20 protein-coding genes are annotated in these 16,799 nt (G+C 67.2%); 3 read left to right on the forward strand and 17 right to left on the reverse strand.

Going from position 1 to position 16,799, the window contains the following annotated elements:
* Positions 1-68 precede the first annotated feature (68 nt).
* The 3 genes from G7043_RS06800 to eccB form a co-directional block, all read right to left on the reverse strand.
* On the reverse strand, positions 69-1,154 hold the full coding sequence (locus G7043_RS06800; protein ID WP_166044642.1) for a WXG100 family type VII secretion target: 1,086 nt from the start codon (positions 1,152-1,154) through the stop codon (positions 69-71).
* 9 nt (positions 1,155-1,163) lie between these two features.
* Positions 1,164-1,481: a type VII secretion target gene (locus G7043_RS06805; protein WP_166044643.1), complete on the reverse strand. Its 318-nt coding sequence runs from the start codon at positions 1,479-1,481 to the stop codon at positions 1,164-1,166.
* Positions 1,482-1,550: 69 nt separating this feature from the next.
* A complete protein-coding gene (gene eccB, locus G7043_RS06810) occupies positions 1,551-3,161 on the reverse strand; it encodes a type VII secretion protein EccB (RefSeq protein ID WP_166044644.1) in 1,611 nt (536 codons plus the stop codon).
* Positions 3,162-3,320: 159 nt separating this feature from the next.
* Between eccB and eccE the strand changes: the two genes are divergently transcribed.
* The 3 genes from eccE to G7043_RS06825 all read left to right on the forward strand — a co-directional run bounded on the left by eccE (position 3,321) and on the right by G7043_RS06825 (position 7,145).
* On the forward strand, positions 3,321-4,640 hold the full coding sequence (eccE, locus tag G7043_RS06815) for a type VII secretion protein EccE (protein ID WP_390827105.1): 1,320 nt from the start codon (positions 3,321-3,323) through the stop codon (positions 4,638-4,640).
* The gene (locus G7043_RS06820; protein ID WP_086663925.1) at positions 4,637-5,362 is read left to right on the forward strand and encodes a hypothetical protein; all 726 of its coding nucleotides are present in this window, start codon (positions 4,637-4,639) and stop codon (positions 5,360-5,362) included. The genes eccE and G7043_RS06820 overlap by 4 nt, the downstream gene beginning before the upstream one ends.
* A 220-nt stretch (positions 5,363-5,582) precedes the next feature.
* The gene (locus tag G7043_RS06825; protein WP_166044646.1) at positions 5,583-7,145 is read left to right on the forward strand and encodes a S8 family peptidase; all 1,563 of its coding nucleotides are present in this window, start codon (positions 5,583-5,585) and stop codon (positions 7,143-7,145) included.
* A gap of 150 nt (positions 7,146-7,295) precedes the next feature.
* On the opposite strand, the gene truA is transcribed toward G7043_RS06825, so the two are convergent.
* The 14 genes from truA to rpmD all read right to left on the reverse strand — a co-directional run bounded on the left by truA (position 7,296) and on the right by rpmD (position 16,799).
* A complete protein-coding gene (gene truA, locus G7043_RS06830; RefSeq protein ID WP_313887728.1) occupies positions 7,296-8,090 on the reverse strand; it encodes a tRNA pseudouridine(38-40) synthase TruA in 795 nt (264 codons plus the stop codon).
* A 59-nt stretch (positions 8,091-8,149) separates the two neighbouring features.
* The gene (gene rplQ / locus G7043_RS06835; protein WP_166044647.1) at positions 8,150-8,725 is read right to left on the reverse strand and encodes a 50S ribosomal protein L17; all 576 of its coding nucleotides are present in this window, start codon (positions 8,723-8,725) and stop codon (positions 8,150-8,152) included.
* Between the two features lie 51 nt (positions 8,726-8,776).
* On the reverse strand, positions 8,777-9,835 hold the full coding sequence (locus tag G7043_RS06840) for a DNA-directed RNA polymerase subunit alpha (protein WP_166044648.1): 1,059 nt from the start codon (positions 9,833-9,835) through the stop codon (positions 8,777-8,779).
* A 142-nt stretch (positions 9,836-9,977) separates the two neighbouring features.
* Complete coding sequence (rpsD, locus tag G7043_RS06845) at positions 9,978-10,583, reverse strand: 30S ribosomal protein S4 (protein WP_089949065.1); 606 nt, start codon at positions 10,581-10,583, stop codon at positions 9,978-9,980.
* 23 nt (positions 10,584-10,606) lie between these two features.
* Positions 10,607-11,014: a 30S ribosomal protein S11 gene (gene rpsK, locus G7043_RS06850; RefSeq protein ID WP_030472036.1), complete on the reverse strand. Its 408-nt coding sequence runs from the start codon at positions 11,012-11,014 to the stop codon at positions 10,607-10,609.
* Positions 11,015-11,051: 37 nt separating this feature from the next.
* The gene (gene rpsM, locus G7043_RS06855; RefSeq protein ID WP_086669041.1) at positions 11,052-11,432 is read right to left on the reverse strand and encodes a 30S ribosomal protein S13; all 381 of its coding nucleotides are present in this window, start codon (positions 11,430-11,432) and stop codon (positions 11,052-11,054) included.
* Positions 11,433-11,652: 220 nt separating this feature from the next.
* Positions 11,653-11,766: a 50S ribosomal protein L36 gene (gene rpmJ / locus G7043_RS06860; protein ID WP_010148647.1), complete on the reverse strand. Its 114-nt coding sequence runs from the start codon at positions 11,764-11,766 to the stop codon at positions 11,653-11,655.
* 25 nt (positions 11,767-11,791) lie between these two features.
* On the reverse strand, positions 11,792-12,013 hold the full coding sequence (gene infA / locus G7043_RS06865) for a translation initiation factor IF-1 (RefSeq protein ID WP_005166804.1): 222 nt from the start codon (positions 12,011-12,013) through the stop codon (positions 11,792-11,794).
* Positions 12,014-12,135: 122 nt separating this feature from the next.
* A complete protein-coding gene (locus G7043_RS06870; RefSeq protein ID WP_166044649.1) occupies positions 12,136-12,717 on the reverse strand; it encodes a hypothetical protein in 582 nt (193 codons plus the stop codon).
* Positions 12,718-12,925: 208 nt separating this feature from the next.
* Positions 12,926-13,708, reverse strand: coding sequence for a type I methionyl aminopeptidase (gene map / locus G7043_RS06875; RefSeq protein ID WP_166044650.1), 783 nt, complete (start codon positions 13,706-13,708; stop codon positions 12,926-12,928).
* Positions 13,709-13,768: 60 nt separating this feature from the next.
* Positions 13,769-14,329 (reverse strand): adenylate kinase, encoded by a 561-nt coding sequence (locus G7043_RS06880; protein ID WP_166044651.1) that lies wholly within the window; start codon positions 14,327-14,329, stop codon positions 13,769-13,771.
* Positions 14,330-15,640 (reverse strand): preprotein translocase subunit SecY, encoded by a 1,311-nt coding sequence (gene secY, locus G7043_RS06885; RefSeq protein ID WP_166044652.1) that lies wholly within the window; start codon positions 15,638-15,640, stop codon positions 14,330-14,332. It abuts the gene before it with no gap.
* Between the two features lie 533 nt (positions 15,641-16,173).
* A complete protein-coding gene (gene rplO, locus G7043_RS06890; RefSeq protein ID WP_166044653.1) occupies positions 16,174-16,617 on the reverse strand; it encodes a 50S ribosomal protein L15 in 444 nt (147 codons plus the stop codon).
* Positions 16,614-16,799: a 50S ribosomal protein L30 gene (gene rpmD, locus G7043_RS06895; RefSeq protein ID WP_053733139.1), complete on the reverse strand. Its 186-nt coding sequence runs from the start codon at positions 16,797-16,799 to the stop codon at positions 16,614-16,616. Before rpmD ends, rplO begins: the two co-directional genes overlap by 4 nt.

A 16,799-nucleotide genomic window follows, 5' to 3' on the forward strand; every position in this document is an offset into this window, starting at 1 on the left:
ACGACGAGAACGGCCCCGCCGGTGAATTTCCAGCGGGGCCGTTCTTCGTCTTGTCTGAAGCCGAACCTTCAGTCGTCGTCGCCGATCGTCTTCGGCGCGGCCTTCTTCGGTTTGCCGAGCAGGTCGTCGATCGAGCCGGTGAGCCGCTGCTTCGGCTTGTGCTCCTTGTCGCCGCCCTGCTGACCGCCGGCGCCACCCATCGGCATGCCGCCCATCATCCCGCCGCCCATCATCCCGGCGGCAGGGGCCCCAGAACGCCCAGCAGCGGCCGCGGCGGCCTGACCGGCCCCGGCACCCTTCTCCGGGGGCGGAGGCTGCTCAGCGACGCCCGTGGAGCCCCCGAACTGCATCGGCTGCTGCGTCGCGGCAGCCGCCGGAGCGCCGACCGAACCGACACCACCACCGACACCACCACCGACCCCACCGCCAACGCCACCACCGACACCGCCGCCGGTGCCACCACCGGGCGAACCGGCGGCGGCCGTGACGGAGGCCAAGGCCTGCTCCGGCGCCTTGGTCTCGGGCTTGGCGGGGGCCGTGTACGTCCAGTCCTTCTCGGGGTACTTGTGCTCCATCCGCACGGCGTCGAAGCCGTCGGCCTCACCGGACACCCCGTCGCACAGCTTGAGGAACGCCTCCAGCACCTGCCGCGCGGACTCGTGCAGTTCGCGGACCGGCTCCTTGAGCTCCTCGATGTGCTTGATCGCGCGCTGGTCGCCTTCCAGGGGCAACGCCGCGGTGCCGGACACCGAGTCGGCGGCGTCGGCGAGCACGTGCGCCATGTCCTGCACGATGTCGCGAACCCCGTCCGCGGTCTCCTCCAGCGCGTCCGCCATCGCGTTCATCGCGTCGGACATGTCACCGCCCGCGAGCCCTACCTTGCGCATGTGGTCGAGGAACGCGTCGGCGTCCTTGCCCTCCCACCGCGCGTCGACGCCGCCCAGCGGTGCCGCCACGTGCTTGTTGACCGCCTCGGTCACCTTCGCGGCCTTGCGCCAGCGTTCGGATTCCTCGCGCAGGTCGTTCCAGTCGCCCACCAGCGGGTCGAAGAAGTCGTGCACGAGGTCCACGACTCCGAGCTTGCGACTCACCCGCGAGAGGTAGTCGAGCTCGGGACCGACCTCGGCCGCGATCTGCTTGCCGTCCTTGGCCACAGCTCCCCCTTACCGCCGATCGGCCTTCTTGATCAGCTGCACCGCGTCCTCGTCGCCGCGCCCGTGCTGCTTCGCCACGGCGTGCAACCCCTTCGCGGCGGCGTCGAGCGTGTCGCAGGCGCGGGCGAGCTGCGAGTTGAGCAGCTCGGCCGCACGTGCGTAGGCCTGGGCGGTGCCGACCGTTCTGCCGATCTCGCCGAACGACTGCGGGCGCAGCGGGGACACCTTCATGGCGTCCCGAACCCGCCTCAGATCGTCCGTCGTGCCGTCGATCCGGTCGGCGTACTGCTCCAACCACTGCGGATCAACGGATATGCGACCGGCCACGACTGTCCCCTAACGACACTTCCGAGTGCTTTGCGTGCATTCGACGGTGATGCACCCGGCTTGGTTCCGCTACTTCTGCGCTGCCTGCTGCGGATCCTTGATCTTGCCGTTAGGTGCCGGGATCGAGTCGTAGCTGCGGTTCGCCTCGTTCTTGTTGAGCTGCGGCCCCATCGGCAACAGGCTCAGGATCTGGTTCGGCGCCGGCGGGAAGTTCCCCTGCAGGCCCAGTGCCGCCGCGGTGCCGGCGTCCGGGACGCCGTAGCGGACCCCTCGGCCGGTGACGATCTGCACCGGACCCGTGCCGTAGTCGTTGAGGCCCTGGCTGGCCCGCACGACCGCCTGCTTGCCGGGCAGCATCATGAACTCGTCGACGATCTCGCCGCCCGCACCCGGTGCGTTCAGCTCGACCGGGGACATCTCCGCCGGGCCCGGCACCTTGGAGCCGACCGTCACCGAGACGTGCTCGGCCTTGTTGTCCGCGGTGTAGTTCTCGGCCTTCCAGCCCAGGCACAGCACCGTGTTGTTGGCGTTCGCCTCGAGCGTGGTCGGGATCTTCGTCGGGTAGGAGGTGAGGTCGAGCGGGTCCTTCGGGTCCTTGTGGTCCGCGATCGCGTTCGGCGAGAGCGGAATCGCCTTCTGGGCGTTCGAGTACGCGTAGCGCAGCAGGTCGCCGACGGTCTCGTCGACGGTCTGGAAGCCGTCCTCGAGCGCGACCATGAACTCCTGCGTGCCGGTTCGCTCGACCGTCACGACCTCGCCGATCTTGACCCTCGCCTCGGTGACGTAGGTCGCCTGCTGGCCCTGCTTGGGGATGACCGGCGCCTTCAGCGCCGAGACCTCGGGGATGGCGCTGAGCAGCGCGGAGCTGATCGCGCGCGGCTGCTTGCCCTTCAGCTTCAGGGCGTTCATCACCTTGTCGTTCTTCAGGTCCACCTCGGCGCGGACCGTCGACGACGAGATGTCCTTCAGCTGCTGGGGCCTCTTGTAGATCAGGAAGGCCTTCTTGTCGCCGGTGCGCTGCTGCACCAGCACCGCCTCGTCACCCAGCTCCGGGTTGCCACCGCTGACACCGGCGATCACGGAGGTCTTGATCAGGTTCTCCGCGGCCTGGTTCTCGCGGAACCGGTCCAGCCGGAGGGTGTCGCAGACCGACCACTGCGCGTCGATGCGGATCTTCTCGCCGGGCAGCACGTCCGGCGCGTCCGGGAGACCGGTGAGCCGGCCGCGCGGCAGGCTCGCCAGCGCCGCCTCGCTCACCAGCTTCGGGTTGCCGCCGGCCGCCTCCTGCTGCGTGCCCGCGGTGCCGCCCGGTGCGTCACCGCCGCCGGCCTGCTGGTCCGGGTTGTTGCGCGAGTACCAGAGCAGCCGGGCCGACGCGAGGTTCGTCATCGGGATCAACCGCCGGGGCGAGTTGTCCACGACGTAGACCTGGCCGGTCTCCTTGCTGATGGCGATCTGCGTCTCGTTGTCCAGCTTCGGTGCCGGGCTGAAGAGGCCGTACACCAGGAAGCCGAGCAGACCGACGACGCCCAGCACCACGCCGACCGTTGTCGCGCGCGAGTGATTGCGCATGGGGTCATGCAGCATCACGGCGTCTCTGCGGACCAGGGCGGACTGCATCCGCCGCAGGACGAATTGGTAGGCCTGGACCTGTGACTTGGTGGTGGGTGTTGATGCCATTCTCGGCTCGCTGCTCTCCCAGTCGCGGTACGGTTCGGCAGGATAGCCGGACGCAGGTTGCTCCGTGGGCCGGTTCGCCAAGCCCACCGACCATCGAGGGGAAAGAGACCACAACGGATGTCCGTGACCACTCCACATCCGCCCCGGCCGAACCCAGGGATGGCACGGCCGCAGGGACCTTCGGGTCCTGGCCAGCAGGCACCTGCGCCTCCGCGTCCTGTCGGGCGTGTCCGGCGCAGAGGCGCCGGGGTCAGCCTCGGTTCTTTGCCCGTCTCGAACGTAGTCACGATCGAGATCGGTCTCGCCATCGCACTCCTCGTGCTGACGCTCATGGGCGTGAAGAACAGCGCCGGCGCGCTGAACGTCGTCTCCGTCTCGATCGCCGGCGGTGTGCTTCTCATCGCACTGATCCTCGCGTTCACCCGATCGCGTGGTCGCTGGCTCACCCAGTGGATCGGTGTCCGGCTGCGCTACAACTTCCGGTCGCACAGCCGCACGGCGAACCGCTCGGAGCCGCAGGAGTCCAAGCCCGGTGACGACGAGATGCAGGTGCTCGGTCCGGAGGACCCGCGCGTGGCGTTGCTGCGGCTGGCGGTCCCGGACCTGGTGATCGCGAAGGGCGTGGACCACGAACGCCGCCCGCTCGCGCTGTCGTGGCACGACGGCGTGTGGACCGCGGTGCTGCTGGTCGACCCGACCCCGCCGCTGATCTCCGCGGTCGGCTCGGCACCGTCGCTCCCGCTCGGCGCGCTGGCGCCGTGCCTGGAGGACCGCGGTGTCGTCCTGGACGCGATCACCGTGATCTGGCACTGCTACCCCGGCAGCGCGGCGCTTCCGCCGAACTCGCCCGCGGTCAGCTCGTACATGGAGGTGCTCGGCCCGCTGCCCGCGGCGGCCCGGCGCACGACGTGGATCACCGTCCGGCTCGACCCGCGCCGTTGTGGCGAGGCGATCCGGGAGCGCGGCGGCGGCGTCGTCGGTGCGCACCGCGCGTTGATCGGCGCGTTGTCCCGCGTCCGCAACGCTTTGGAGTCCGCGGGCGTCACCATCCGCCCGCTCGACTCGGACGAGCTGCTGCGCGCGGCGATCTCGTCGGCCGAGCTGACCGCCGCCGTCGGCAACACGAACCCCGTGTCGCTGCGGGAGAAGTGGTCGGGCGTCACGGCGGGTGGCGTCGGTCACGCGAGCTACGCGATCACCGGCTGGCCGTCGAAGGGCCTCAAGGGCAACCTGAACTCGCTGACCGGTGTGCGCGCTCTCTCGTCGACGCTCGCGATGTCGATCTCACCGTCGCGTGAGGACGGTCAGGTCTCGCTGCGCGGCCTGGTGCGGGTGAGCGCCCGCACGCCGAGCGAGCTGGACCGCGCCGAGGACCAGTTGTCGAAGCTGAGCGGCAAGCTCGACATCACGCTGACCCCGTTGCGGGGCATGCAGCTCGCCGGCCTGGCCGCGACGCTGCCGCTGGGAGGTGTGGCATGAGCTCGTCCCGTCTGCTCGACTCGCGCGGCCGCGGCGCGGTGGCACCGGAGTTCCTGGTCTCGCCGAACATGCTCGACGTGGTCAGCCCGAGCGGCGACCGCGGCGGCATGATGCTCGGCCAGGGCACCAAGGGCGAACCGCTCGCGGTGTCCGTGCTGCGCCCCACGCCGACCCGCATGGTGGTCGTCGGCGGCCTCTACCTGGCCCGCCAGATCGCGTTGCGGGCCATGGCGACCGGCGCGTGGATCATCATCGCGACGGGCCGTCCCCAGGCCTGGCAGCCGGTCGTGCGCGCCGCGGGCCAGGGCCCGGACGGCCGCCCGTCCCAGCTGGTGCAGCTGCGTCGCCTGTCCCCGGCGGACCTCCCGCGCCCGACCGAGGACATGCCGTTGCTGGTGATCCACGACGGCGGCCACGTCCCGCAGGAGCTCTTCCCGCCGCGCGCCCCGTGGCAGACCACGATGTACGTGCTGCCGTACCTGCACCCGCAGGCCTCGTCGACGGCGAACAACGCGGACCTCGTGCTGCTGCAGCGCCTCCCGATGGGCCAGGCCCAGCTCGCCGGTCAGATGTGGCGGCTGCGCCCGCAGATGTTCCAGCAGCTGACCCAGCTCAAGGACGACCAGGTCATCGCGATGGGTCAGGACATGTGGGCACACCTGCGCCTGTACACGACCCCCGCGGAACAGCAGATCCTGGGAGCCGTCCGCCGCGGCGATTGAGACGATCGACGAAATAGGCGAACTTGCGCCCCGAACGGACAACCGTTCGGGGCGCAATTGTTTTGTAAATAGATCAGCCGCACCAACTAATTCACAGGATCCACCAAAACTGTTGATTCAGCATTCGAAGGTTGTTTCGTGGACCTTCTTGTGCGAAATCCGTCTACGCCACTAAGAAAAATCTCACCTGCACGACCCTGCGACGAGGGAGCACGCTGCTATGGGTGAATCGTGGCTCAGACGAGCGGCTGGAATCGGACTGGTGGCGGGCACCGCGCTCGCATTGACGTCCGTCTCCGCCTCCGCTGCGCCCGAGGGGGAGATTCGGAACCTCGGTGCGCCGAACGCGGTCAAGGACAACTACATCGTCGTGTTGAAGGACGCGAGCACGGCCAGTGCGGAGAACCTCAGCACTAAGTACGGCGCGAAGGTCAAGCACTCTTACAAGTCCGCTTTGCGCGGTTTCTCAGCGCAGATGTCCGAAGCCCAGGCCAAGCGCCTGGCCGCCGATCCAGCCGTCGCCCACGTGGAGCAGGACGGCGAAGTCCGCCTCTCCGACACCCAGACCCCGACCCCGTCCTGGGGCCTCGACCGCCTCGACCAGCGCACGCTCCCGCTGGACAACAGCTACACCTACCCGAACCGCGGCGCGGGCGTCACCGCCTACATCATCGACACCGGCATCCGCCTGACCCACGCGGACTTCGGCGGCCGCGCCGTCTCCGGCCGCGACACCGTCGACAACGACAACGATGCCACCGACTGCAACGGCCACGGCACCCACGTCGCGGGCACCGTGGGCGGCACGAAGTACGGCGTGGCCAAGGACGTGAAACTGGTAGCCGTCCGAGTCCTGAACTGCGGGGGCTCCGGCACCTTCGCGGGCGTGATCGCCGGCATCGACTGGGTCACCGAACAGGTCAACGCCAGCCCCGCCAACAAGCCCGCGGTGGCCAACATGTCCCTGGGTGGCGGCGCCAACGACACAGTCGACGCAGCCGTGAAACGCTCCATCGCCGCAGGCGTCACCTACGGCCTGGCCGCAGGCAACGACAACGGCAGCAACGCCTGCAACACCTCACCGGCCCGCACCGCGGAAGCCATCACCGTCGGCTCCACCGACCGAACCGACGCCCGCTCGTCCTTCTCGAACGTCGGCACCTGTCTCGACATCTTCGCCCCGGGCCGCGACATCACCAGCGCCTGGCTGACCGACGACAACGCCACCAACACCATCAGCGGCACCTCGATGGCCACGCCTCACGTAGTAGGCGCGGCAGCGGTGTACCTGGGCTCGTCCCCCACGGCCACCCCGGAACAGGTCCGCAACGCCCTGGTGGAAAACGCCACCAGCGACCTGGTCACCACCCCAGGAGCAGGCTCCCCGAACAAGCTCCTGCACATCACCGGCACGGCCCCCGGCTACCCGCCCGGCCAGTGCCCCAACGCCACCAACGACACCGACACGGCCATCCCGGACGCCTCGGTAGTCACCAGCTCCATCACCATCGCCGACTGCAACGGCAAGGCGAGCGCCACCGCCTCCGTGAAGGTAGCCATCAAGCACACCTACCGAGGCGACCTGGAACTGGCCCTGATCGCCCCCTCAGGCGCCGTGAAGCTGCTGAAGGTGTCAAGCGGCAACGACAGCGCAGACGACATCAACGCGACCTACGCGGTGAACGTGGGCACGGAAAACGCCAACGGCACGTGGCAACTACGAGTCCGCGACCTGTACCGCCAGGACACTGGCCACATCGACTCGTGGACGCTGGACATCTAGCAGCCCCACACATCTCCGCCCCTCGGAGCTCCCGGTCCCCCGCCGGGAGCTCCTCCCTTTCACGAGCAGTTGGGTGTGGTCAGCGACGGCTTGATCATGAGTTGGTAGTACTCGCAGACGCCAAACCCGCGAAGGCGCAGCCGAGCACCGTCAGGAAGACAACGTCCGAACCTTCCGGGTGGCCTCAGCCCGAGCCCCCAACTCCCCGTCCTCCGGAAAGTCCACCCGAACCAAGCTCAACCCGTGCGCAGGAGCCACCGTGACCCCGCTGGCCCGCCCGTGCAGCGACAAGAGCGACCCAGGCCACTCAACGCCCTTCCGCCCCTCCCCCACGGCCAGCAACGCCCCGATGAGCGACCGAACCATCGAGTGGCAGAACGCATCAGCAGACACGAACGCCGTGATCACTCCATCCGCCTCGGACCGCACCAGCTCAAGCCGCTGCAGCTCACGAATGGTCGTGGCACCCTCACGGCGCTTGCAGAACGCGCAGAAGTCGTGCTCCCCCAACAACAACGCGGCAGCCGCATTCATCGCGGAAACGTCCAGCGGACGCGGCCAGGCCAGCGTGTCCAACCGCCGCAACGGATGCGCCCCGAAAGGAGCGTCCGTGACGCGGTACTCGTAGTGCCGCCGCATCGCGGAGAACCGAGCGTCAAACGCTCCAGGTACCACCCGCGCGGCAAAAACCCGAACATCCGACGGCAACGCACGCGCGAGCCGTTTCGGAAGGGCGTCCACATCCGCAGTGGACGGCAGATCAGCGTGCGCGACCTGACCGGACGCGTGCACCCCGGCATCGGTCCGCCCCGCCACCGTCAGCACGACGTCCTCGCGCAACACCATCGACAAGGTGTCCTCGAGAACGCCGCACACCGTCCGGCGGGAAGGCTGCCGAGCCCAGCCGGAGAACTCGGTCCCGTCGTACCCCAGGTCGAAGCGCACACGAACGAGCCCGCCGTCCCCAGAAGCGGGAACGACGGGCTCGTCAGCAGGAGAACTGCTCAGGACTCGTCCTTCTTGTCCTTGGCCTCTTCTGCCTCGACGTCCTCGGCCGACGGCTCGCCGTCAACCTCGACAGCGCCCTCAGCGGGCTCGTCGGCGGCGTCCTTGGTCGCGGACTCGGGCGTCTCGGCGTCCTGGTCGACGACCTCAGCCGCAGCCGGCTTCTCGTCCTTGGCGAACTTGGTCTTGCGCGCAGCCTCGGCCTCGGTGGAGACGAGCTTCTGCTGCACCAGCTCGATGATGGCCATGGGGGCGTTGTCGCCCTTGCGCGCCAGCGTCTTGGTGATGCGGGTGTAGCCACCGGAACGGTCGCTGAAGAACGGACCGATCTCGGCGATCAGCTTGTGCACGACGTCCTTGTCGCGGATCACCTTCATGATCTCGCGACGGTTGTGCAGGTCGCCGGCCTTCGCCTTCGAGATGATCTTCTCGGCGTACGGACGCAGCCGCTTCGCCTTGGCCTCAGTGGTCTTGATCCGGCCGTGCTGGAACAGCGCCGTCGCCAGGTTGGCGAGCAGCAGCCGCTCGTGCGCCGGAGACCCACCGAGCCGGGGGCCCTTGGTAGGGGTGGGCATCGCTTGCTCCTGTAGTTACTAAAAGAGATCCTCTAGCTCTGAATCAGAGCGTCAGAGCTGCTCGGTCTCCGCGTAGTCCTGACCGTCGTCGTGGGGGTCCAGACCGCTGCCGGCACCCCAGCCGGTGTCACCGGCGTGGTAGTCGGCCGCGGCGGCGGACGGGTCGAACCCAGGAGGCGAGTCCTTCAGCGCGAGGCCGAGGCCGACGAGCTTCATCTTGACCTCGTCGATCGACTTCGCACCGAAGTTGCGGATGTCCAGCAGGTCCGCCTCGCTGCGCGACACGAGCTCGCCGACGGTGTGGATGCCTTCCCGCTTCAAGCAGTTGTAGGAACGGACCGTGAGGTCCAGATCCTCGATAGGCATCGCGAACGCGGCGATGGTGTCAGCCTCGGCCGGCGACGGGCCGATCTCGATGCCCTCGGCGTCGATGTTCAGCTCGCGAGCGAGGCCGAACAGCTCAACCAGGGTCTTACCCGCGGAGGCAACCGCGTCCCTCGGAGTGATCGAGGGCTTGGTCTCCACGTCGAGGATCAGCTTGTCGAAGTCCGTGCGCTGCTCGACACGCGTGGCCTCGACCTTGTACGTCACCTTGAGAACCGGCGAGTAGATCGAGTCAACGGGGATGCGGCCGATCTCGGCGCCCGCCTGCTTGTTCTGCACCGCCGGGACGTAGCCGCGACCGCGCTCGACGACGAGCTCGATCTCCAGCTTGCCCTTGCCGTTCAGCGTGGCGATGTGCAGGTCGGGGTTGTGCACGGTGACACCGGCCGGAGGCACGATGTCGCCCGCGGTCACCACACCGGGGCCCTGCTTGCGCAGGTACATGGTCACCGGCTCGTCCTCTTCGGACGAGACGACGAGCTCCTTCAGGTTCAGGATGACGTCGGTGACGTCCTCCTTCACCCCGGGAACCGTGGTGAACTCGTGCAGCACGCCGTCGATGCGGATGCTCGTGACAGCAGCACCGGGGATCGACGAGAGCAGCGTGCGGCGGATCGAGTTGCCGAGCGTGTAACCGAAGCCCGGCTCCAGCGGTTCGATGACGAACCGGGAACGGGTCTCGGAGACCGCTTCCTCGCCGAGCGAGGGGCGCTGGGAAATCAGCACTGGGTTCAACCTTTCTACAACGACGCCCGCTATTTGACGCCGTCACGACGCCGGTCGCGGAGACCGGCAAACGCACTCGGCACACCCTTCGCGCCGATGCGGGACCCGACCGGTGGGACGGCGAACCGTCCCACCGAGAGGATCACTTCGAGTAGAGCTCGACGATGAGCTGCTCGGTGACAGGCGTGTCGATCTGCGCGCGCTCGGGCAGCTGGTGCACGAGGATGCGCAGGTTCGAGGGAACGACCTGCAGCCAAGCCGGGATCGGGCGGTCACCGAAGGACGCGCGAGCAGCCTCGAAGGGCAGCGTCGGCATGGACTTCGGCTTCACGTCGATGATGTCGAACTTCGACACCTGGTAGCTCGGGATGTTCACCTTGTGGCCGTTGACCAGGAAGTGACCGTGAGCAACCAGCTGACGAGCCTGGCGACGCGTGCGGGCGAGGCCCGCGCGGTACACCACGTTGTCGAGGCGAGCCTCGAGGATCTGGAGCAGGTTCTCACCGGTCTTGCCCGGGCGACGAACCGCTTCCTTGTAGTAGCGGACGAACTGCTTCTCGAGGACGCCGTAGGTGTAGCGAGCCTTCTGCTTCTCCTGGAGCTGCAGCAGGTACTCGGACTCCTTGACCCGGCCGCGGCCGTGCTGGCCGGGCGGGTACGGACGGCGCTCGAACGCCTGGTCCCCACCGACGAGGTCGACCTTCAGGCGGCGCGAGATACGCGTCGCAGGTCCCGTGTAACGAGCCATTGGTTCTTACTCCTCCCCGTGCCTCAGACCCGGCGCCGCTTGGGCGGGCGGCAGCCGTTGTGGGGCTGCGGGGTCACGTCCTGGATGGTGCCGACCTCGAGACCGGCGGCCTGCAGCGAACGGATCGCGGTCTCACGGCCGGAGCCGGGACCCTTCACGAACACGTCCACCTTGCGCATGCCGTGCTCGGCGGCCTTGCGGGCGGCGTTCTCGGCAGCCATCTGCGCCGCGAACGGCGTGGACTTGCGCGAGCCCTTGAAACCCACGTGGCCGGCGGACGCCCAGCTGATCACGTTGCCCATCGGGTCCGTGATGGACACGATGGTGTTGTTGAACGTGCTCTTGATGTGCGCCTGGCCGTGCGAGACGTTCTTCTTTTCCTTGCGCCGGATCTTCTTGACCCCGGCGCCCTGGCGGGACTTCGGTGGCAAAACGAGCTCCTAAGTTGAGGGCAGTAGACGCGAGGTCTTACTTCTTGCCGGCCTTCTTCTTGCCGGCCACGGTCTTCTTCGGACCCTTGCGGGTACGGGCGTTCGTCTTGGTGCGCTGTCCGCGAACGGGCAGGCCGCGACGGTGCCGAAGACCCTCGTAGCAACCGATCTCCATCTTGCGACGGATGTCGGCCGCGACCTCACGGCGAAGGTCACCCTCGACCTTGTAGTTCGTCTCGATGTGGTCCCGCAGCTTGGCGAGGTCGTCGTCCGTCAGATCCTTGACCCGGAGGTCAGGAGAGATCTGGGTGGCGGCGAGCAGCTCCTTGGAGCGCGTACGACCGATGCCGAAGATGTAGGTGAGCGCGATCTCCATCCGCTTCTCGCGGGGGAGGTCGACGCCAGCGAGTCGTGCCATGTGGCGGTTAACTCCTGTCGATTACTTCCAGGTCTGCTCCTCGTCCAGTTCCGGAGACTGACTCGCTGTGTGTCGTTCCGGCTGCTCTCACAGCCGGTGTCCCGGCCCCGGCCTGGAATCCGGGGGTGTCCGCACGCTTGAAGCCCTGCGTGCGGCAGGTACGAGGAGGCTTCTCGTTACTGCGTCATCGAAGATCTCGACGAGCGCGAGGTGGAACTGCTCAGCCCTGGCGCTGCTTGTGGCGCAGGTTCTCGCAGATCACCATGACCCGGCCGTGACGGCGGATCACCTTGCACTTGTCGCAGATCTTCTTGACGCTCGGCTGAACCTTCACGCCTGAGATCTCCTGCTACTGGAGGTCACTTGTAGCGGTAGACGATGCGCCCGCGGGACAGGTCGTAGGGCGAGAGCTCCACGACAACCCGGTCCTCAGGGAGGATGCGGATGTAGTGCTGTCGCATCTTGCCGCTGATGTGCGCGAGTACCTTGTGACCGTTCTCCAACTCGACCCTGAACATCGCGTTGGGGAGCGGCTCGACTACGCGGCCCTCGACCTCAATGGCCCCGTCCTTCTTGCCCATGTCCTCCGCGTTTCGTGACGGTGATAATAACCTTTGGACGCGCGTCAACCCGGTTCGATCTCACCTGCGAGGGCATGACTGAACCGGCGCGACGGATGCGCCACCTGACCAGTGTACGCAGTTCACTCCGGCAACCCAAATCGGGTCCGGTCAGGGCCGTCGTGAGGCTGCGTGGCGCGTTCCAGCACCGGCCGGAGCTTCTTGATGCTGTCGATCTCGGACTCGTGCCTGCCCAGCACCGATCGGAGCGTGCGCAGGCGTTGAGCCGCGATCCTGACGCCGTACCCGCTCTCGTCAGAGCACCTCTGAGCTGCGTTGTTGAGCGCGAGGTCGCCCGCTCCGATGCCGTAGCTCTCCAGACTCGGGTCCCCCGGCCCGCGCTGGATGAAGCCGGCTCGGTCGAGGCAGTGCAGCAGCGTCGCGCCGATCGCTCGCGTCTCCGCGGCCTCCGGCCCCGACTGGAGGCGGACCTCCCACTCGCGGACGACCGTGTCGTGCAGCGCCGTGATGCGAGTCACGGCGTCGATGTACTCCCAAGGCGCGGCGGACCGGGCCGCGCCCCCGCAGCCACCGTTGACCGGAGGCGGCGGGCTGACGAAGTTCGGACGTTGGACGTGCACGTCGGAGAACGGTGGATCGCACCGCTCGACGGCCGCGATGGTGTCGGCCAGGAAGATCTGGTCGGCGATCCGGTCCGGCGGCACGTCCTGGTAGGTGAAGTCGGTGGCCGGCTTAGAGGCAGCACAGCCTGAAACGAAAATCAGAGAGGCGGACAGGACGAAACGGGTTACCCCCACAATGCCCCCAAGCATTGGACTCGTTCGTCAACCTCGACCGTATCGTCCTTGACAAACGAAATAGCCCCGTTCACCGGCGGGCGAACGGGGCTACGTCCGAAAAACGTTGGGGCGCTTAGTCTTCCTCGGGCGCGGTGAGCACCCAGGGACCGTCCTCGGTGATCGCGACGCTGTGCTCCCAGTGCGCCGCCCGAGTCCCGTCGAGCGTGATGACGGTCCAGCCGTCCTCGAGCTCCTGGGAGTCGTCGGTGCCGAGCGTCAGCATCGGCTCGATCGCGATGGCCATGCCAACCTTGAGCCTCGGCCCCTTGCCCGGCTTGCCGTAGTTCGGCAGGAACGGGTCCATGTGCATCTTGGAACCGATGCCGTGGCCGCCGTAGTCCGCGACGATCCCGTACTCGATGCCGTCGCGCTCACCCGACTCGATGGCCGAGGACTCGATGGCGAACGAGATGTCCGTGAGTCGCCCGCCCGGCACCGCGGCCGCGATGCCCGCGAGCATCGACAGCCGGGTCGCCTCGGACAGCTTGTGGTCGGCCGGCGACAGCTGACCGACGCCGACGGTGACCGCCGAGTCGCCGTGCCAGTCGTCGAGGATCGCACCGCAGTCGATGGAGATCAGATCGCCCTCGGCCAGCACCTGCTTCTTGCTGGGGATGCCGTGGACGATCTGCTCGTTCACCGACGCGCAGATGCTCGCCGGGAAGCCCTGGTAGCCCTTGAACGACGGAATGGCGCCGGCGTCCCGGATGGTCTGCTCGGCGATCTCGTCGAGCTCCCAGGTGGACACGCCGGGCTTGACCGCGTCCACCACGTTCCTGAGGGCCCGCGCCACGACCAGGCCGGAGGCGCGCATGGCCTCCAGCTGGCCGGGGGTCTTGATCTCGATCTTGCTCATGCTTTCGCTGCCACCCGTGATGACAGTGCGGAGCCGGTCAAGCAGTCCACCTGTCACTAGTCACTTCTCGTCGCGCAGCGAGTGCAACGCCGCCAGGGCGCGCTCGCTGATCTCGTCGATCTCACCGACGGCGTCGATGGAGATGACCTTCTCCGCGTAGTAGCTCAGCAGCGGCGCGGTCTCGTTGCGGTACACCTGCTGACGGTGCCGGATGACGTCTTCCTTGTCGTCCGTGCGACCACGCGCGAGCAACCGCTCCACCACGACGTCCTCGTCGACCCGGAACTCCAGCACCGCGTCGAGCGAGTGGCCACCGACCGCCAGGAACTCGCCCAGCTTGTCGGCCTGGGCGACGTTGCGCGGGAACCCGTCGAGCAGGAACCCGTCCGTGGCGTCGGACTCCGCCAAGCGCTTGCGCACCATCTCGTTCGTGATGGAGTCAGGCACCAGCGCGCCCTCGTCGAGGATGCTCTGCACCTCGAGCCCGAGCTCGGTCTGGTTGCTGATGTGTGACCGGAAGAGGTCGCCCGTCGAGATGTGCGGCACGCCGAGCTTGCGGCTCAACACTTCAGCCTGGGTGCCCTTGCCCGCACCGGGCGGGCCAACGAGAACGAGTCGCATCTAGCGGAGGAACCCTTCGTAATTGCGCTGCATGAGCTGGCTCTCGATCTGCTTCACGGTGTCGAGACCGACACCGACCATGATCAGAACCGCGGTGCCGCCGAACGGGAAGTTCTGGTTCTGGCCGTCACCGGTCAGATCCAGGAACAGGTTCGGCAGGATCGCCACGATGCCGAGGTAGAGCGAGCCGGGGAGCGTGATGCGACCCAGCACGAACTTGAGGTACTCGGCGGTCGGGCGACCAGGACGGATGCCGGGGATGAAGCCACCGAACTTCTTCATCTCGTCAGCACGCTCGTCCGGGTTGAACGTGATGCCGACGTAGAAGTACGTGAAGAAGACGATCAGGAGGAAGTACGCGCTGATGTGCACCCAGCTCGACTGCTTGACCAGGTACGTCTGGACGAACGTCGAGAACCAGTTCGGCTCGGTGGAGGAACCCTGGGTGAGGCGGACGACCAGATCCGGCAGGTAGAGCAGCGACGAGGCGAAGATGACCGGGATGACGCCGGCCTGGTTCACCTTGAGAGGAAGGTACGTCGACGTGCCGCCGTACATACGACGGCCGATCATGCGCTTGGCGTACTGCACCGGAATGCGACGCTGGGCCTGCTCGACGTAGATGACGCTCGCAATGATCACAAGAGCGGCCACGACCACCAGAGCGAAGGTGATGCCGCTCTTGTCGAGGATGTTCTTGCCCTCGGCCGGGATGCGGGCGGCGATACCGGTGAAGATCAGCAGCGACATGCCGTTGCCGATGCCCTTCTCGGTGATCAGCTCACCCAGCCACATGATGACCGAGGTACCGGCGGTCATGGTGATGACCAGCACGATGAGGGTGAAGATGCTGTCCTTGCCAGGAATGACGTCCTGGTCGCACTCGCCGAACAGCTGCCCGCGCACCGCCAGGGCCACCAGACCGGTCGACTGCAGGATCGCCAGCCCGATGGTCAGGTAGCGCGTGTACTGCGTCAGCTTGCCCTGACCGGCCTGCCCTTCCTTCTTCAACTGCTCGAACCGCGGAATGACCACGGTCAGCAGCTGAATGATGATGCTCGCGGTGATGTAGGGCATGATGCCCAGCGCGAACACCGACAGGTTGAGCAGCGCACCACCGCTGAACAGGTTGATCAGCGAGTAGATGTTCTGGCCTTCGAGCTGTTCAGCACACGCCCGCACGTTCTTGAAGGACACGCCCGGCGCGGGCATGGTCGCTCCAAGCCGGTACACAATGATGATCCCGAGCGTGAAGAGGATCTTCTTGCGTAGATCCGGCGTCGCGAGAGCCGAGCGGAATGCGCCGAGCACGCGAACCTCCTGAGCGTTGCCGACCCCCAGGGACCGGCACATGCGGTAGTTGGCAGGCCGCAGCAGGCAGCCACGACCAAGCGACCCGGAGGACATCCGGGTTCAGCCCGCGACTCTAACAGTCCTCAACGACCAGGCCGTACCCAGTGGCCAATCACAGGTTAGAACCGGTTGATCTCTCCCCGAACCACTGCGCCATCCGGGGTAGTCACAACCCGGAATCCGTGCTACGAGCAGGACTTTTCGTCAACCGCGAACGTTCGCGCCCACGCCAAAGTTCCCACAGAAATCCCCGCAAAGCGAACCCCGCGAAGGCGCAGCCGAGCCGTCCACCCCCGCCCTGAGCAAGCGAGCCCGGCGGTGGGCCCCCGATCAGATTGCCGGGGGTCCGGGGGCAGAGCCCCCAGGGGAAGCACGCAACGCAAGCTGGCCGCCCGCATGGTGACCACCCGCACGGCCGCGCCCCACAGGCCCGAGAAACGCTGAAGGGCCCTGAGGCAAAGCCTCAGGGCCCTTCAGACAGCTACCAGGCGTCAGGACGCCACAGTGGAAGACCCACCAGCAGCAGCCAACTTCTCCACAGCGGACTTGGAGAACTTGTCAGCCGTGACATCCAGCTTGACGGAGACGTCCCCGTCACCCAGCACCTTGACGAGCTTGCCCTTGCGGACCAGCCCGGCCAGCACCAGCGCGGGAACGTCCACCGTGCCGCCCTCCGGGAAGGAGGCAGCGATGGCGGAGACGTTCACGACCTGGTACTCGGTGCGGAACGGGTTCTTGAAGCCCTTGAGCTTCGGCAGCCGCATGTGCAGCGGCATCTGGCCACCTTCGAAGCGCGGCGAGACGTTCTTGCGAGCGCCCGTGCCCTTCGTACCGCGGCCGGCGGTCTTGCCCTTGGAGCCTTCACCACGACCGACGCGGGTCTTGGCGGTCTTGGCTCCGGGGGCGGGACGCAGGTCGTGAATCTTGATGGTCACGACTGGACCTCCTCAACACTCACCAGGTGACGCACGGCGTGGATCAGGCCGAGCACCTGGGGGGTGTCCTCACGCACGACCGACTGACGGATCTTGCGCAGCCCGAGGGTGCGCATCGACTCGCGGTGGTTGTGCTTGGTACCGATGGTGCTGCGGACCTGGGTGATCTTGAGCTGAGCCAT

It is taken from the genome of Lentzea alba (assembly GCF_011067745.1).
Lineage (GTDB): Bacteria > Actinomycetota > Actinomycetes > Mycobacteriales > Pseudonocardiaceae > Lentzea > Lentzea alba.

What these genes read in the sequence shown, in the direction of transcription:
- eccB (WP_166044644.1), bottom strand. Translation starts at nt 3,161, where the DNA reads ATGGCATCAACACCCACCACCAAGTCACAGGTCCAGGCCTACCAATTC.
- eccE (WP_390827105.1), top strand. Translation starts at nt 3,321, where the DNA reads ATGGCACGGCCGCAGGGACCTTCGGGTCCTGGCCAGCAGGCACCTGCG.
- G7043_RS06820 (WP_086663925.1), top strand. Translation starts at nt 4,637, where the DNA reads ATGAGCTCGTCCCGTCTGCTCGACTCGCGCGGCCGCGGCGCGGTGGCA.
- G7043_RS06825 (WP_166044646.1), top strand. Translation starts at nt 5,583, where the DNA reads ATGGGTGAATCGTGGCTCAGACGAGCGGCTGGAATCGGACTGGTGGCG.
- rplQ (WP_166044647.1), bottom strand. Translation starts at nt 8,725, where the DNA reads ATGCCCACCCCTACCAAGGGCCCCCGGCTCGGTGGGTCTCCGGCGCAC.
- rpsD (WP_089949065.1), bottom strand. Translation starts at nt 10,583, where the DNA reads ATGGCTCGTTACACGGGACCTGCGACGCGTATCTCGCGCCGCCTGAAG.
- rpsM (WP_086669041.1), bottom strand. Translation starts at nt 11,432, where the DNA reads ATGGCACGACTCGCTGGCGTCGACCTCCCCCGCGAGAAGCGGATGGAG.
- infA (WP_005166804.1), bottom strand. Translation starts at nt 12,013, where the DNA reads ATGGGCAAGAAGGACGGGGCCATTGAGGTCGAGGGCCGCGTAGTCGAG.
- map (WP_166044650.1), bottom strand. Translation starts at nt 13,708, where the DNA reads ATGAGCAAGATCGAGATCAAGACCCCCGGCCAGCTGGAGGCCATGCGC.
- G7043_RS06880 (WP_166044651.1), bottom strand. Translation starts at nt 14,329, where the DNA reads ATGCGACTCGTTCTCGTTGGCCCGCCCGGTGCGGGCAAGGGCACCCAG.
- rpmD (WP_053733139.1), bottom strand. Translation starts at nt 16,799, where the DNA reads ATGGCTCAGCTCAAGATCACCCAGGTCCGCAGCACCATCGGTACCAAG.